At 65.0% G+C, this 16,036-nt stretch carries 13 protein-coding genes and 2 tRNA genes; 10 read left to right on the forward strand and 5 right to left on the reverse strand.

Features of this window, described 5'->3' with window-relative positions:
- The 6 genes from dnaA to gyrA all read left to right on the forward strand — a co-directional run bounded on the left by dnaA (position 1) and on the right by gyrA (position 11,468).
- Positions 1 to 2,052 carry a chromosomal replication initiator protein DnaA gene (dnaA, locus tag ACFK0J_RS00005; protein WP_378735278.1) on the forward strand — a complete coding sequence of 684 codons (2,052 nt, stop codon included), beginning with the start codon at positions 1 to 3 and terminating at the stop codon, positions 2,050 to 2,052.
- Positions 2,053 to 2,959: 907 nt separating this feature from the next.
- Positions 2,960 to 4,135 (forward strand): DNA polymerase III subunit beta, encoded by a 1,176-nt coding sequence (gene dnaN / locus ACFK0J_RS00010; protein WP_378735280.1) that lies wholly within the window; start codon positions 2,960 to 2,962, stop codon positions 4,133 to 4,135.
- A gap of 210 nt (positions 4,136 to 4,345) precedes the next feature.
- A complete protein-coding gene (recF, locus tag ACFK0J_RS00015) occupies positions 4,346 to 5,527 on the forward strand; it encodes a DNA replication/repair protein RecF (protein ID WP_378735282.1) in 1,182 nt (393 codons plus the stop codon).
- A 176-nt stretch (positions 5,528 to 5,703) separates the two neighbouring features.
- Positions 5,704 to 6,267, forward strand: a complete 564-nt coding sequence (locus ACFK0J_RS00020; RefSeq protein ID WP_378735284.1) for a DUF721 family protein — start codon at positions 5,704 to 5,706, stop codon at positions 6,265 to 6,267.
- Positions 6,268 to 6,829: 562 nt separating this feature from the next.
- Positions 6,830 to 8,881, forward strand: coding sequence for a DNA topoisomerase (ATP-hydrolyzing) subunit B (gyrB, locus tag ACFK0J_RS00025; protein ID WP_378735286.1), 2,052 nt, complete (start codon positions 6,830 to 6,832; stop codon positions 8,879 to 8,881).
- A gap of 64 nt (positions 8,882 to 8,945) precedes the next feature.
- The gene (gyrA, locus tag ACFK0J_RS00030) at positions 8,946 to 11,468 is read left to right on the forward strand and encodes a DNA gyrase subunit A (RefSeq protein ID WP_378735288.1); all 2,523 of its coding nucleotides are present in this window, start codon (positions 8,946 to 8,948) and stop codon (positions 11,466 to 11,468) included.
- A 111-nt stretch (positions 11,469 to 11,579) separates the two neighbouring features.
- Here the strand turns inward: gyrA and ACFK0J_RS00035 are convergent, their stop codons facing one another.
- The gene (locus ACFK0J_RS00035) at positions 11,580 to 11,888 is read right to left on the reverse strand and encodes a hypothetical protein (RefSeq protein WP_378735290.1); all 309 of its coding nucleotides are present in this window, start codon (positions 11,886 to 11,888) and stop codon (positions 11,580 to 11,582) included.
- 6 nt (positions 11,889 to 11,894) lie between these two features.
- On the opposite strand from ACFK0J_RS00035, the gene ACFK0J_RS00040 reads away from it, so the two are divergent.
- The 4 genes from ACFK0J_RS00040 (at position 11,895) to ACFK0J_RS00055 (ending at position 13,291) form a co-directional block, all read left to right on the forward strand.
- Positions 11,895 to 12,812: a DUF3566 domain-containing protein gene (locus tag ACFK0J_RS00040; RefSeq protein ID WP_378735292.1), complete on the forward strand. Its 918-nt coding sequence runs from the start codon at positions 11,895 to 11,897 to the stop codon at positions 12,810 to 12,812.
- 192 nt (positions 12,813 to 13,004) lie between these two features.
- A tRNA-Ile gene (locus ACFK0J_RS00045) sits at positions 13,005 to 13,078 on the forward strand.
- 29 nt (positions 13,079 to 13,107) lie between these two features.
- Positions 13,108 to 13,215: a DLW-39 family protein gene (locus ACFK0J_RS00050; protein ID WP_218472505.1), complete on the forward strand. Its 108-nt coding sequence runs from the start codon at positions 13,108 to 13,110 to the stop codon at positions 13,213 to 13,215.
- A gap of 3 nt (positions 13,216 to 13,218) precedes the next feature.
- Positions 13,219 to 13,291, forward strand: a tRNA-Ala gene (locus tag ACFK0J_RS00055).
- Between the two features lie 70 nt (positions 13,292 to 13,361).
- On the opposite strand, the gene ACFK0J_RS00060 is transcribed toward ACFK0J_RS00055, so the two are convergent.
- From ACFK0J_RS00060 to ACFK0J_RS00075, 4 genes are all read right to left on the reverse strand, one after another.
- Positions 13,362 to 13,574, reverse strand: a complete 213-nt coding sequence (locus tag ACFK0J_RS00060; RefSeq protein ID WP_378735294.1) for a hypothetical protein — start codon at positions 13,572 to 13,574, stop codon at positions 13,362 to 13,364.
- A 351-nt stretch (positions 13,575 to 13,925) separates the two neighbouring features.
- A complete protein-coding gene (locus tag ACFK0J_RS00065; RefSeq protein ID WP_378735296.1) occupies positions 13,926 to 14,495 on the reverse strand; it encodes an HD domain-containing protein in 570 nt (189 codons plus the stop codon).
- A gap of 42 nt (positions 14,496 to 14,537) precedes the next feature.
- Positions 14,538 to 15,062: a hypothetical protein gene (locus ACFK0J_RS00070; protein WP_378735298.1), complete on the reverse strand. Its 525-nt coding sequence runs from the start codon at positions 15,060 to 15,062 to the stop codon at positions 14,538 to 14,540.
- 201 nt (positions 15,063 to 15,263) lie between these two features.
- Positions 15,264 to 15,761: a hypothetical protein gene (locus ACFK0J_RS00075; protein WP_378735300.1), complete on the reverse strand. Its 498-nt coding sequence runs from the start codon at positions 15,759 to 15,761 to the stop codon at positions 15,264 to 15,266.
- Between the last annotated feature and the right edge of the window lie 275 nt (positions 15,762 to 16,036).

The raw sequence follows: 16,036 nt of genomic DNA on the forward strand, positions 1-16,036 counted from the left end.
ATGGACGACGAGCAGAACGTGTTGGCCACGGTGTGGCCCGAGGTAGTTGCCGAGCTGACCACCGGCTCACCGGACGGTGCCATTCCGCCGGTGACCAGAGCGCAGCAGGCCTGGCTGAAACTGGTCAAGCCGCTGACGGTGGCGCAGGGGTTCGCCCTGCTCTCGGTGCCTTCCTCGTTGGCCCAGGAGGCCATCGAACGCGATCTGCGCGAACCGATCCTGCGGTCGCTGGCCCGGCGCCTCGGCCCCCAGGTGGAAGGGCTCGGCGTGCGGATCGCCGCGCCCGCTACCCCGGCCACTGAGCGGCCCGGCAGCAATCCCAGGCATGCCAGGATGACGAGCACGCCCGAACGTTCCAGGGACAACGGACCCCGTGACAACGGACCCCGTGACAACGGACCCCGTGACAACGGACCCCGTGACAACGGACATCGTGACAACCGCACCCGAGATAGTGGCCCTCGCGACACCGGACGCGGCCAGGCCGGTTACCCAGGCGGCGAATATCAGGGGCGCGACGACTACCAGCAACCGCGTTATGCCCAGTCCAACGAGTACGACCAGGCTCCCAGCTACAACAGTGGATCCGGATACGCCGACAACGAGTACGCGCCGGAATACGGGTCCGCAGGCGAGTACGACCGGCAGGACTACGCGCGCGACGAGTACGCGGGCCACGACGAATACGCCCCCCAAACCGAGCTGCAGTCCGCCCCCAGGCACGAACCCACGCCTGCGCAGCGCCGCGAACAAGGCCTACCGCCGCGCCGCGAATCGATCCCGCCCGGCCAGGAGTCCTTGTTCACACCCGATCCAGGGCCCGCCGCTGTGCGCGGTCCGGTCCGCGCGCCCGTGCGCGAGGCGGCGGAATCCGACGCCCCCGATCTGGCAGCCGCGCACGAGTCGGTCCGTGAGTCCGAGAGCCCGCGCGCCGACCGCGACGACGAGCCGGTGGTCAACGCCCGCAATTCCTGGCCGACCTACTTCACCAAGTCGCAGGAGAGCTCGGCCCCGTCGAGTTCCTCGGCCAGCCTGAACGCGAAGTACACCTTCGAAACCTTCGTAATCGGCGCGTCCAACCGGTTCGCACACGCCGCCGCAGTCGCCATCGCGGAGGCCCCCGCCCGCGCGTACAACCCGCTATTCGTCTGGGGTGCTTCGGGTTTGGGCAAGACGCACCTACTACACGCGGCCGGCCACTACGCCCAGCGCCTGTTTCCCGGCATGCGGGTGAAGTACGTCTCGACCGAGGAATTCACCAACGACTTCATCAACAGCCTGCGTGACGACCGGAAGGTGGCGTTCAAACGCCGCTACCGCGAGACCGACATCCTGCTCGTCGACGACATCCAGTTCATCGAGGGCAAGGAAGGTATCCAGGAGGAGTTCTTCCACACCTTCAATACCCTGCACAACGCCAACAAGCAGATCGTCGTCTCCTCGGACCGCCCGCCCAAGCAGCTGGCCACGCTGGAGGAACGGCTGCGGACCCGGTTCGAGTGGGGCCTGATCACCGACGTGCAGCCGCCCGAGCTGGAGACCCGCATCGCCATCCTGCGCAAGAAGGCGCGGATGGACCGCCTCGACGTGCCGCACGACGTGATGGAACTGATCGCCACCCGGGTCGAACGCAATATTCGCGAGCTGGAGGGCGCGCTGATCCGGGTGACCGCGTTCGCGTCGCTGAACGGGCAGCCGCTGGATCTCCCCCTGGCCGAGGTGGTGCTGCGCGATCTGATGCCGGATACCGCGGCGCTGGAGATCAACGCGGCGACGATCATGGCCGTCACCGCCGAGTACTTCAACACCACGCTCGAGGAACTGACCGGCCCTGGCAAGGCGCGCCCGCTGGCGCAGGCGCGGCAGATCGCCATGTATCTGTGCCGTGAGCTGACCGATCTGTCCCTGCCGAAGATCGGTCAGGCGTTCGGCCGAGACCACACCACGGTCATGTACGCGGAGAAAAAGATCCGCAAGGAGATGACCGAACGGCGCCGGGTGTACGACCAGGTGCAAGAACTAACAGCCCGAATCAAGCAACGCTCGCGCTGAGTTTCGCTAACACCCCCGCACCGCCCCTGACCTGGGGCGGTGCTTTTTTGTGGCCTGTGGATTCCTCGAGGAATCCTTGTGGAGTCCTCGAGTAAACACCGAGTTGTGCACGGGATCGCTAACAGGTGTGGGGATGGACCGCGCGGCGTCCGCTAACAGGCCTTCATCCACAGCTTCCCCCGCAGATCTTGCGCACAGGCAGTGACCAGCACGGCAGTCGGTCAAGGGGTTGGGGAATCCTCGAGGAGTCCGTGTGGAGTCCTCGAGGATTCCTCGAGTTGTCCACGAATCGGTACACACGTGTGAACAACCGGGTGAATTCGGTGGAACAACTCGAGGAGCACTCGAGGATGAATGTGGGACAACTTCGGAACTCCACAGACGCCCCTCGTTCATCCTCGAGACACGCTCCGGTCATCCCCACGGCACCACGCCCGCCGACCAGCGGTTTCGGCCGCAGTACACAGATTCCACAGTGCCTACTACTACTTCAGTTCTTCTCCTAGAAGAACTCTCTTGAAAACAGGTTGTGTGGAAAGTCGGTCGAAGAGGGTCACGGCCCGAACCACTCCCGTCCCCAGGCAAGGAGACGAGCCGAACTCGGATCCGCGATCGGCGCTCAGCTCCCCGGACCGTCCGATCCCGTCCTCGCACGGATAGCTCGCCGACTCGAACTCGAACCCACCCGCGCCGACTGATCCACACCTGCGCGCACTCCCCGGAGGGTCGGGCTAGGCCACAGCTCCACTCGCGGGTACGGTTTGGTGTCGGTCGCCTGTGCCACACTTTTGATGGCGGCCGATCCAGCACCCTTCGCGAATCAACGTTGACGAGCCGACAGGCTTGGAGGACGAATGTCCGGCCACCGCACAACAGCTCACGGAACTGGGAGAGGACAGATCGGGCGATGGAGCTTGCAAGCATGAAGTTTCGGGTCGCCCGAGAGGACTTCGCGGAATCGGTTGCCTGGGTGGCACGTAGCCTCCCGTCCCGGCCTCCCGTGCCGGTACTCGGCGGTGTGCTGCTCGTGGCCGACGACAGCGGGCTGACCGTCTCCGGCTTCGACTACGAGGTCTCCGCGCAGATGCGCGTCGCCGCCGAGGTCGCCGGTCCCGGCGAGGTACTCGTCTCCGGCCGGCTGCTCGCCGACATCACCAAGGCGCTGTCGAACAAGCCGGTCGACGTGTCGGTCGACGGCACTCGCGTACTGATCAGCTGTGGCAGCGCGAAGTTCTCGCTGCCGACCATGCCGGTCGAGGACTATCCCCAGCTTCCCGAGGTGCCGCAGCAGTCCGGCGAACTGAGCGTCGACGTGTTCGCCAATGCGGTCGGCCAGGTCGCCGTCGCGGCGGGCCGGGACGACACGCTGCCGATGCTCACCGGCATTCGCGTCGAGATCGAGGGCTCGCATGTCGTGCTCGCGGCCACCGACCGGTTCCGGCTCGCGGTCCGTCACATCGAATGGTCGCCCGCCAACGCCGATATCGAGACCGCGGTGCTCATTCCGGCCAGGACGCTGTCCGAGGCCGCCAAGACGCTCGGTACGTCCGACGCCCCCGTGCAGCTGTCGCTGGGCACCGGTGCGGGCTCGGACGGCCTACTCGGCATCGTGAACGCGGGCAGGCGCACCACCACCCGGCTGCTCGACGCCGAATTCCCCAAGTTCCGTCAGCTGCTGCCGAAGGAACACACCTCCATCGCCACCCTCCAGGTGTCGGTGCTGACCGAGGCGATCAAGCGTGTCGCGCTGGTCGCCGAGCGCGGCGCCCAGGTGCGGCTGGAGTTCTCCACCGAGGGCCTGCTGCTGTCCGCGGGCGGTGACGACGCCGGTCGCGCCGAGGAATGGCTGGAGGCCGACTTCCGCGGTGAATCGCTGACCATCGCGTTCAACCCCGGCTACCTGATCGACGGCCTGTCCGCGCTGCACGCCGAGCGGGTCACCTTCGGGTTCACCACACCGAGTCGTCCCGCGGTGCTGCTGCCCGCCGTCGAGGACGAGCCGAAGGTGCTCGAGTCGGGTGCGTTCGCGGCGCTGGACAGCCCGTACACCTACCTGCTGATGCCGGTCCGGCTCCCGGGCTGAGCGCCTGTGCATGATCGCGATCCGAGTTCGGTCACTGCCTCGGGCACTGCGAAATCGATAGCGACGCTGCGCGATTCCGCTACGAGACGGTCGACGCGGGCGCAGTTCATCAACAGGTCTTCCACAGACTGTGGGTGGGCGGCAACGCCTTTGGTGCGCAGCGCGCAGGTCGGCATGGCGGAACTCGGGCAGGCAGAGGTCCGGTAGCGGATGTTCATCCGAACACTGTCACTGCGTGACTTCCGCTCCTGGGACCACGCGGAGCTCGAATTATCCCCAGGGCGAACCGTTTTCCTCGGCTCGAACGGCAACGGCAAGACGAACCTGCTCGAGGCGATCGGTTACCTGGCCACGCTCGGTTCCCATCGTGTCGCCGCCGATGCCCCGCTGATCAGGATGGGTGCCGACCGGGCGCGGATCGGTGCGTCCGTCGTCAACAGTGGGCGCGAACTACGCATCGACATCGAGCTGAACCAAGGCGCCGCCAACCGCGCGCAGATCAATCGGTCACCGGCCCGTCGGCCGCGGGAGATCCTCGGCATCCTGCAGACCGTGCTGTTCGCCCCAGAGGACCTGGCCCTGGTTCGCGGCGACCCGGGTGAGCGGCGCAGGTTCATGGACGAGTTGTGCACAGCCCGCCTGCCCAGGCTCGCCGCGGTCCGCAGCGATTACGACCGGGTGCTGCGCCAGCGCTCGGCATTGCTGAAATCCGCTGGGCGGCAAGCCCGATCGAAGACGGAGCTGGGCACCCTCGACGTATGGGACGGCCACCTGGCCACCCACGCCTCGGTGTTGCTGACGTACCGGCTGCGACTGGTACACGACCTGTATCCGTATCTGGCCCAGTCGTACGCCGCGATCGCCCCCGAATCACGGCCCGCCGCAATCGCTTACCGCAGCGCCCACTTGCCGCCCGAATTCCTCGACCCCGCAAGGGAACCCCAGCCGGACGACACCGAGGCGCTGGAGGCCATCATGCTGCGCGAACTCGCCGCAGCCCGGCCGAAGGAACTGGAACGCGGCGTATGCCTGGTCGGCCCGCACCGCGACGAGCTCGAGCTGAACCTCGGCGACGCGCCGGCCAAGGGTTTCGCCAGTCACGGCGAATCATGGTCCTTCGCACTGGCTCTGCGGCTCGGCGCGTTCGAGTTGTTGCGCGCCACCGGATCCGAGCCGGTCTTATTGCTCGACGATGTCTTCGCCGAACTCGACCGCCGCCGTCGCACCGCTCTTGCCGCGGTGGCAGCGGGCGCGGAACAGGTGTTGATCACCGCGGCCGTGCCGGAGGACGTCCCGGCCGAGCTCGCCGCGGTGCCGATGCGGGTGGAGACCACCGGCGGACCGGACGGTCGGACCTCACGGATCGCCGAGGCCGCCACACCATCACCGTGACAGTCGCATTCGTGCGCTGACCGGGTCCCGCTACGCCTTCTTATGCACAGAAGAGCATGCTTATCAACAGGTCCTGTGGAGAACTCGATCGTCGTCCGGCCCGCCCGAGGCGACTGTTTCGTCGGTGCCCTGTCGTAGAGTGACCCTCTGGCCGCGCGAGACGAGAGGAAGCCCGGGTGACCGATCAGCAGCCGCAGGGTGGCGAACCGGCAGGGCAGGAGCCGGAACTGCGCGGTATCGATTTGGCCAGGCGGGCGCTCGAGGAGGCCCGCGCGGCGGCTAAGGCCAGCGGCAAGTCGGTCGGCCAGGGCCGATCCTCACCACAGCGGAAGCTCCGGACCGGGGCGCGGCGGCGCAGCGGTTGGTCGGGTGCCGGTCCGGACCAACGTGATCCCCAACCCTTCGGAAAGCTGACCGGCTCGCTCGCCAAGAACCGCGGCTGGTCCACCAAGGTCGCCGAAGGAATGGTGTTCGGCCGCTGGGCCGGTGTCGTCGGCGAGGACATCGCCTCGCATGCCACCCCGTTGACCTTGAAGGACAATGTGTTGAGCATTGCCGCCGAATCCACCGCGTGGGCAACCCAATTGCGCATGTTGCAGAGCCAGATTCTGGCGAAGATCAATGCCGCGGTCGGCCCCGGAATCGTCACGTCGCTGAAGATCACCGGTCCCGCGGCACCCAGTTGGCGCAAGGGTGACCGTCACGTGAAGGGACGCGGGCCCCGTGATACCTACGGATAGCCGCAGCGGCGTTCCACGTGAAACGCTCCGCGATATCGCCCGACGCCACAAGCGATTTCGGTGGAACTGGGGCGGCCGACCGGCTCCGCCAGCACCGGCACAGCGTCTGGACCTCGACTGATGCCGTGCCTACGGCTGAGGACGGTCGACTTCCAACCAGAACGCGCCGCCAGCCGTGAGCTCATCTCCCGAAGCGAATGAGTAATCCGTCGGCTACCGCGACTGGCCCGGAAATACGGGCATTCCGCCCCTCCGTCGCACGCTTCTCCGACCGCCCCGAAGGGCACCGTCCGATTCCTCCCAGGGGCGAGCCAGAGGGCCGAAGGGCGGAACAGACTCGCGGCAATCCGATTTCTCGCATTCACGGAGCTGTCAGGGGTGTCGTAGGTGCACTGTAGGTTGGCTGTACCAGTAGGATGGTGACGTAACTAGCGGCGATCACCTTCGGCGCGTTCCGTACCGCCCGCGCGGCCCCGTATTTCTCGACATACAGACCAGGGGCCAACGCGTGCTGTGCAGTGCCCCGCCAGGAGGATCAGCAAGTAAGGAGAGCTACCGACCAGTGGCTGCCAACGACTCCAATGCATCGGGCTCGACCAACGCTACCTCGGGCAAGGCGGACTACGGCGCCTCGTCCATTACGGTCCTCGAGGGGCTCGAGGCGGTCCGTAAGCGTCCCGGCATGTACATCGGTTCCACCGGTGAGCGTGGTCTGCACCACCTGATCTGGGAGGTCGTCGACAACTCCGTCGACGAGGCGATGGCCGGGTACGCGTCCAAGGTCGAGGTCACTCTGCTCGCCGACGGCGGCGTCGAGGTGGTCGACGACGGCCGTGGCATCCCGGTGGCCATGCACGCGCAGGGCGTACCGACCATCGAGGTGGTCATGACGCAGCTGCACGCGGGCGGCAAGTTCGACTCCGACTCCTATGCGGTGTCCGGTGGTCTGCACGGCGTCGGTATCTCCGTGGTGAACGCGCTGTCCTCTCAGCTGGAGGCGGAGATCGACCGCGACGGCTACCACTGGAGCCAGACCTACAAGGACTCGATTCCGGGCAAGTTGATCAAGGGTGAGCCGTCGAAGCGGACCGGCACCACGATCCGGTTCTGGGCCGATCCGAACATCTTCGAGACCACCACCTACAACTTCGAGACCGTGGCTCGTCGGTTGCAGGAGATGGCGTTCCTGAACAAGGGCCTGACCATCACCTTGACCGATGAGCGGGTCACCGATGCCGAGGTCACCGATGATGTGGTCAGTGAGACCGCGGAGGCGCCCAAGCACGCCGAGGACGGCAATGCCGCTCCGGTCGAGCACAAGGTCAAGACCCGGACTTACCACTATCCCGGTGGTCTGGAGGATTTTGTGCGTCATATCAATCGGACCAAGCAGCCGATTCATAATTCGGTGGTCGGGTTCACCGGTAAGGGCACCGGGCATGAGCTCGAGGTGGCGATGCAGTGGAACTCGGGGTATTCGGAGTCGGTGCATACCTTCGCCAACACGATCAACACTCATGAGGGTGGCACGCATGAGGAGGGGTTCCGGGCGGCGTTGACCACGGTGGTCAACAAGTACGCCAAGGACAAGAAGCTGCTCAAGGAAAAAGACGGCAACCTCACCGGTGATGATATCCGGGAGGGTTTGGCCGCGATTGTGAGTGTGAAGGTTTCCGAGCCGCAGTTCGAGGGCCAGACCAAGACCAAGTTGGGTAATACCGAGGTCAAGTCGTTTGTGCAGAAGGCGTGTAACGAGCATCTGTCGCATTGGTTCGAGGCCAATCCCGCTGATGCCAAGACGATCGTGAACAAGGCGGTGTCCTCGGCGCAGGCGCGGGTGGCCGCGCGTAAGGCGCGGGAGTTGGTGCGGCGTAAGTCGGCGACGGATCTGGGTGGGTTGCCGGGTAAGTTGGCTGATTGCCGGTCCAAGGATCCGAGTCGGTCCGAGATCTATATCGTCGAGGGTGATTCGGCTGGTGGGTCGGCCAAGTCCGGGCGTGATTCGATGTATCAGGCGATCTTGCCGTTGCGGGGAAAGATCATCAATGTCGAGAAGGCCCGTATCGACCGGGTGTTGAAGAACAACGAGGTGCAGTCGATCATCACCGCGTTCGGTACCGGTATCCATGACGAGTTCGATATCGCGAAGTTGCGGTATCACAAGATCGTGTTGATGGCCGATGCCGATGTCGATGGTCAGCACATCGCGACGTTGTTGTTGACGTTGTTGTTCCGGTTCATGCGCCCGCTGGTCGAACAGGGTCATGTGTATCTGGCTCAGCCGCCGTTGTACAAGCTCAAGTGGCAGCGCAGTGATCCGGAGTTCGCCTACTCCGACCGTGAACGCGATGGTCTGCTCGAAGCCGGTCTGGCGGCGGGCAAGAAGATCAACAAAGACGACGGTGTCCAGCGCTACAAGGGCCTGGGTGAGATGAACGCCAAGGAACTGTGGGAGACCACCATGGACCCGTCCGCGCGTGTGCTCAAGCTGGTCACCTTGGACGATGCCGCCGCGGCCGACGAGTTGTTCAGCGTGCTGATGGGCGAGGACGTGGAAGCACGCCGCAGCTTCATCACCCGCAATGCCAAGGACGTTCGCTTCCTCGACGTATAAGCCGGTGCGCCAGTTCCCGGGCGTGAGCCCGAACCGCAACCGCACCGCCCGCTAAGGAGACTTCATGACCGACACGACGCTGCCTCCGTACGGAGGCGCCGGCGGCGACCGGATCGACCCGGTCGACATCCAGCAGGAAATGCAGAACAGCTACATCGATTACGCGATGAGCGTGATCGTCGGCCGCGCGCTGCCCGAGGTGCGCGACGGCCTCAAGCCGGTGCACCGGCGCGTGCTGTACGCGATGTACGACAACGGGTATCGGCCCGACCGCGGCTATGTGAAGTCCGCGCGCCCGGTCGCCGAGACCATGGGTAACTACCACCCGCACGGTGACGCGTCGATCTACGACACCCTCGTGCGCATGGCGCAGCCGTGGTCGCTGCGCTACCCGCTGGTCGACGGACAGGGCAACTTCGGTTCCCGCGGCAACGACGGCGCCGCCGCCATGCGGTACACCGAGTGCAGGCTCACCCCGCTCGCGATGGAGATGCTGCGCGAGATCGACCACGAGACCGTCGATTTCATCCCGAACTACGACGGTCGCTCGCAGGAGCCGACCGTGCTGCCGAGCCGGGTGCCCGCGCTGCTGATGAACGGCAGCAACGGCATCGCGGTCGGCATGGCGACGAACATTCCGCCGCACAATTTGCGTGAGCTGGCCGAGGCGATCTACTGGGCGCTGGACAATTTCGACGCCGACGAAGAGTCGACGTTGGCTGCCTGCATGGAACGGGTCAAAGGCCCGGACTTCCCGACCTATGGTCTGATCGTCGGCAGTCAGGGCATCCACGATGCCTACTCCACCGGCCGCGGGTCTGTCCGGATGCGCGGTGTTGTCGAGATCGAAGAAGACAACAAGGGCCGGACCACCCTGGTCATCACCGAGCTGCCGTACCAGGTCAACACCGACAACTTCATCAACTCGATCGCCGAGCAGGTGCGCGACGGCAAGATCGCGGGCATCTCCGACATCCACGACGAGTCCTCGGACCGCGCGGGCATGCGAATCGTCGTCACCGTCAAGCGGGACGCCGTCGCCAAGGTCGTGCTGAACAACCTCTACAAGCACACCCAGCTGCAGACCAGTTTCGGCTGCAACATGCTGTCGATCGTCGACGGCGTGCCGCGCACGCTGCGGCTCGACCAGATGATCCGGCTCTACGTCAAGCACCAGTTGGACGTCATCGTCCGGCGCACCAAGTACTTGCTGCGCAAGGCCGAGGAGCGGGCCCACATCCTGCGCGGCCTGGTCAAGGCGCTCGACGCGCTCGATGAGGTCATCGCGCTGATCCGGCGCTCGGCCAACACCGACACCGCGCGCACCGGCCTGATGCAGTTGCTCGACATCGACGAGATCCAGGCAACCGCCATCCTCGACATGCAGCTGCGCCGACTCTCGGCGTTGGAGCGGCAGAAGATCGTCGACGAGTTGGCGAAGATCGAACTCGAAATCGCCGATTTGAAGGACATTCTCGCCAAGCCGGAGCGCCAGCGCGCCATCGTGCGCGACGAACTGGCCGAGATCGTCGACAAGTACGGCGACGATCGGCGCACCAAGATCATCGCCGCTGACGGCGACGTGGCCGACGAGGACCTGATCGCCCGCGAGGACGTGGTCGTCACCATCACCGAGACCGGCTACGCCAAACGCACCAAGACCGACCTCTACCGCAGCCAGAAGCGCGGCGGCAAGGGCGTGCAGGGCGCGGGCCTCAAGCAGGACGACCTGGTCCGGCACTTCTTCATCTCGTCGACGCACGACTGGCTGCTGTTCTTCACCAACAAGGGCCGGGTCTACCGCGCCAAGGCGTACGAGCTGCCCGAGGCCAACCGCACCGCGCGCGGTCAGCACGTGGCGAACCTGCTCGCCTTCCAGCCGGACGAGAAGATCGCCCAGATCATCCAGATCAAAAACTACGAAGTCGCTCCCTATCTGGTGCTCGCCACCAAGAATGGCCTCGTGAAGAAGTCGAAGCTGTCGGACTTCGATTCCAACCGCACCGGCGGCATCGTCGCGGTGAACCTGCGCGACGAGGACGAACTGGTCGGCGCCGTGCTCTGCTCGTCCGACGACGACCTGCTGCTGGTGTCGGCGCTCGGCCAGTCGATCCGGTTCTCCGCGACCGACGAGGCGCTGCGTCCGATGGGCCGCGCCACCTCCGGTGTGCAAGGCATGCGGTTCAACGCCTCCGATGAACTCTTGTCGCTGAACGTTGTGCGACCGGATACATATCTGCTGGTGGCCACCGCCGGCGGTTACGCTAAGCGCACCGCGATCGAGGAGTACACGGCACAGGGTCGCGGTGGTAAAGGCGTATTGACCATCCAGTACGACCCCAAGCGTGGCACCCTTGTCGGTGCGCTCATCGTCGAAGACGAGGATGAGTTGTACGCGATCACATCCGGTGGTGGTGTCATCCGGACGGTGGCCAAGCAGGTTCGCAAGGCTGGACGACAGACCAAGGGCGTGCGATTGATGAACCTCGGCGAGGGCGATACGTTGCTTGCTATCGCGCGCAATGCCGACGAGCCCGATCCCGATCTGCTCGCAGGCGAAGACAGCGACACCGGTTCCTCTGAGTAGTAACCCAACAGCGGCGGCAACGAACGGATCTAAGGATTCCCATTGACCACTCCGAATCAGCCGAATGACGAGCGGCACCAGACGAACGGTGTGACCGAACGGATCGCACCGTCACCGATTCCGCCGCGGCCGATTCCGCGGCCGGCCTCGTCGGCCGAGAACGGTCAGCCGGGCGGCGGGCAGCCAGGTGCCGGTCAGCCGAACGGCGGCCAACAGGGTGGTGGCCAGTCCGCCGGTGGCCAGCAGGGCGGACAGCAGCACGGTGGCCAGCAACAGCACGGTGGCCAGCAACAGCACGGTGGCCAGCAACAGCACGGTGGCCAGCAACAGCACGGCGGTCAGCAACAGCACGGCGGTCAGCCGGGCGGTGGCCAGCAGCAGCACGGTGCGCAAACCGCGTCCGCCCAGCACGGGCAGCAACGCGAAATGCAAGACAAGCAAGGCGATTTCGCGGGCAGGCAGTCCGCACCGGAGCAGGCTCCCGGTCAAGGCGGGCCGGAGTCGGTCGACCAGACTGTCCGGATGAACAACTCTGAGCCCGGCGCACCCGAGTCGGGGGATCAGTCCGGCGGCAACGGCGGCGGCCAATCGCCGTTCCAGGACGGCTGGGCGCAACTGCCGCAGCGGGAGCCGCAGTCCAACCTGTACCGCCCCGGCCAGGCGCCGGTCACCGGACGCCCGAGCGGCTCCGGCGGCTCCGGCGGCCCGGGTGGTGGCGGCGGTGGCGGTCTCGGTGGTGGCGTGACCAACGCGCGCACCACCGTCGACCTCGCCGCCAAGGCGGCCCGCAAGGAAGCGGCGATGGTGAAGTCCGTCGGCATCGACGGACCCACCCGCAGCATCGCGCGTCCCGAGCTGATCAAGGACATGCCGGATCTGTCGGAGATCCGGCACCCGCTGCCGCCGTCCGCCGAACACACCGGTCCGCAGACACCGATCTCGCCCGCCGTGCCGGTCGCCGTCGCCGCGGCCGTCGCCACCGGCGAGCCGCTGCGGGCCACCGTGCAGATCCGCCGGATCGACCCGTGGTCGACCCTGAAGATCTCGCTGGTGATCAGCGTCGCCATGTTCTTCGTCTGGATGCTCGCGGTCGGCCTGCTCTACATCGTGCTCGAGGGCATGGGCGTGTGGGAACGGTTGAACAACACCTTCACCGACATGGTGTCCCAGGACAGCGGGTCGGTCGGGCTCATCGACGCCGGCACGGTCTTCGGCTACGCGGGCGTCATCGGCCTGATCAATGTGGTGCTGTTCACCGCGCTCGGCACCGTCGGCACGTTCATCTACAACCAGTGCTGTGATCTGGTCGGCGGCATCCAGGTGACACTCGCCGATCCCGACTAGAACTCTGGCCTCCAGACGGCCGGTACTCGCCCCTGCCCGGGGTTGTACCGGCCGTTTCGGTTTCCGGATGAAGCGGGGTACGCACGGCGGCGCGAGCCCGATGCGACGCCACTACCAGCCGTTTTGGTTGTCCGATGACCAGTCGGGTAGTCTCTACTCTCGGCTCAGGTGCTACCCGCACAAGGGCCGTACGGGCCTATAGCTCAGGCGGTTAGAGCGCTTCGCTGATAACGAAGAGGTCGGAGGTTCAAGTCCTCCTAGGCCCACTCCCGAACACGACAGTAGGGTGGGAACCATGAAGTTTTTAATCACGGCAGGCGCCGTGATCGCGGTTCTCATCGGCATCTCCAAGCTGCGCCAGCGCAACGACGCGGACCTGTGGCACGAGGTCACCACCCGCTGACACGGGGCCTTAGCTCAATTGGCAGAGCACTGCCTTTGCAAGGCAGGGGTTAGGGGTTCGATTCCCCTAGGCTCCACGGATGACCAGCGGAAACGCTGGTCATTTTCTTTTGGATTCCCCCCGGGTGACACGGAATCGACACGGATTCAGCTGGCGAGCCGGTCCAGAGCCGGCGTGAAGTCGGGGGCTTCGTGGGGCTTGTCGATGTAGTGCTTGCGTGCAACCACCCCGTCATCGGCGTGGCCGAGCTGGCTGGCGGCCTGCTCCGGTCCGTACTCCGCTGCGATGAGCGTTGCGACGGTCTTGCGGAAGGTCTTTCCTGTGATCCACGCGAACTGGGGCCGCGTGCCTGCCGCCAAGTCCGGCGGAAGTTGTGCGGGTCGCGTACACCGCCCTTGCGGTCCGAAACACCAAGTCGAGTTTGTTGGACGTGGCTTCCACCTGAAGGCGCAGGAGCGTACCCACTGCGGAGCGCAGGCAACTTCACCGCGCGGTATCCGGAGTCGCTCTTGGTCCACTCCTGGCGGTGCAGCCCTTTGTCCGTGTTGCGAACAACCGTTCCAGTGATGGTACGTCGGTCGACCGGTCGAAGGCGAGCCGACCATCAACGAGGAGGCCGACGGTGTGACGTTCGTTCCTCCGGAAGACCTGGATCAGTACGACATCCACCCAAGCATGCGCCAGCAGATCGGCGACTATCTGTCCGGCAATTACCCCTTCCTCGGCTGAGCCGACAACGCACTGTCGATCCGGCCGGCCATCGCGAGAATGCTCGGCTCAGCACGCCGGATGAACCGCCCCACAATCGAATCGGGTCCATAGCGGCCCTCGATCTCGCCAATCCGTTCGGTCGGAGTTGTTGGTGCTCCGTCGGGCGTGGTGGTCATATCGCAGAAGGTCAGCGCGTCCGTCAGGAGTTCGTCATCGAGGACGGGAAACTCAGACGCCAGCTCGTCACCCAGCCCTCGTTCCTCCGCCTCGAGTAGGGCGCACGTGTGATTGGCGACCAGGCGCACCACTCTTTCGTCGGCCTGGTGCTCATCGCGCAGGAAACGAGCGCCGTCGAGTGGATGGAAGCCGGTGACCGCAATCCGCGGTGCGTAACCAACGTCGTGCAGAACGGCGGATGCGACCAACAAGTCACGGTCGCAGCTGAGCCTTTCGGCAAGAGCAGCTGCCGCGCGCGCAACTCCCTGGGTGTGCGCCCATCGTCGGGGTAGTGGTATCTCCAACTCGCTCTGAGCGAGACGCCACGCCCAGGCCGGTCCGCGATCCAGCATTGCCCAAAGCTACCGGCTTCGGAGTGCGGTCAGGTGACGAAATCAGAGAAGTTTCCTGGCATTCAGCCACGCATCCCAGTCCGCTACGGCGGTGTTTGCGAGAACCAATGCGTCGTAAACGTTGCCGTGGTCTGCAGTTACCGTCCAGGTGTGCTGGGTGCGTCCGCCTTCGCTCACCTCGTGGGTAATGGTGCCGTCGCCATGAATCGTCGCCTTCGCAGGTGGGGCAAAGATGGTCACGCCCTGCGATGAAATCTCCGCGTGCCGACTGCCGGCGCTGCGCGGGGAGCCATTCAGGTGCAAATGCTTGGCCCCGTTGGCGATGTCGGCGCACGCGGCCAGTGCAACCGAGCGACTAACCGCCCTCTCCACGGCACTCCCGAGATGGCAGGTCGCCGTGTCGACCTTGACCCAGTCCTTCAGCTTGTAAGCCTCTTCGAAGAATGCGTAGAGCGTGTCGCGGGCGTCGTCCGAACCAGCATCTTCGAGTGGACTACATGCGATTACGAGGCGGCGGTGTGCCCGCAGCATGCGCTCGTACTGGTCGCGCCATCCCTCATTCAGCATGACGAGCTCCTCGGTGTACTCCGCTCGGAGGCGAAGGGAGGAAAGTTATCCGAGTGCGTCCAATCGGTCAATGCCCGACCGTGCAAGAGAACTCGTGAGCAGGAACAACACACCCAGGGGGCCTGCGCCCCTCCCTAGCCTTGTGCGCCATCGTTCTGTATAGCAGCAGCGCCGTTGTACGGGTTTCGGGGTCGTGGCAGCTCAACTGTTCACGATTGTCAGGAACACCGTCATTCCCAGTGCTACCAGCGCGAGCACTTGGAGCACGAGGCCGATTCCAACCCATCGGACTTTGAAATTGGTGGTTTCACGCATGGTTCGCACGGTGCGCGCGGCCAGGGCGGAGACATTGTTTCGGGCGTCCACCTCATCGTCTGTCCATCGGGATTCCGAGACCAAGGCGTCAAGAGTGTCCGATTTTGCTACCTCATACTGCCCATTCCAGCCCGCGATGACACCGCAAATTGCGGCCCCGACGAACAACAGCAGTGTCACGATGCCCGCCACTAAGCCTTCTGTGGGCAACCGAGTCGTCGCGGGGGTCTTGACCAGAGCGGCTACGCCTGCGAACAGGGTGAAGAGGGCGCTTGAGGTGGTAACCAATGCCTGTCCACGCGCATCGAAGGTCGCTCTGCGCTCACGCTCGGTCTTCAGCTCAGCGGCAATGAACGCTGCATACGTAGTGCCCTGATCAGCCACGGCGACGCCCCCGATCGTGTGCCCGCTTCCCTCGGATCTTCTCAACCTCAAGCCCCTTTTTGTCGGTAGGTGGCGGCTTCGGTTTCGGCTGTTTTGACTGAGGTTTCGGCGGATCCTTCTCGCTTGAGCCTTTCGGTTCATGATCGTTCGACATACTGATCTATCGCCCGTCGCATGCCTGGTGTTATAGCTATTTCGCATTAGATAAAAAGCCCGTGGAATCCGTACGTGGGGAGAACAACAGAGTGGTGCGGTGACCGGATGAGGGCAGGGGG

The organism is Nocardia brasiliensis, assembly GCF_042691675.1.
Classification (GTDB): Bacteria; Actinomycetota; Actinomycetes; order Mycobacteriales; family Mycobacteriaceae; genus Nocardia; species Nocardia brasiliensis_D.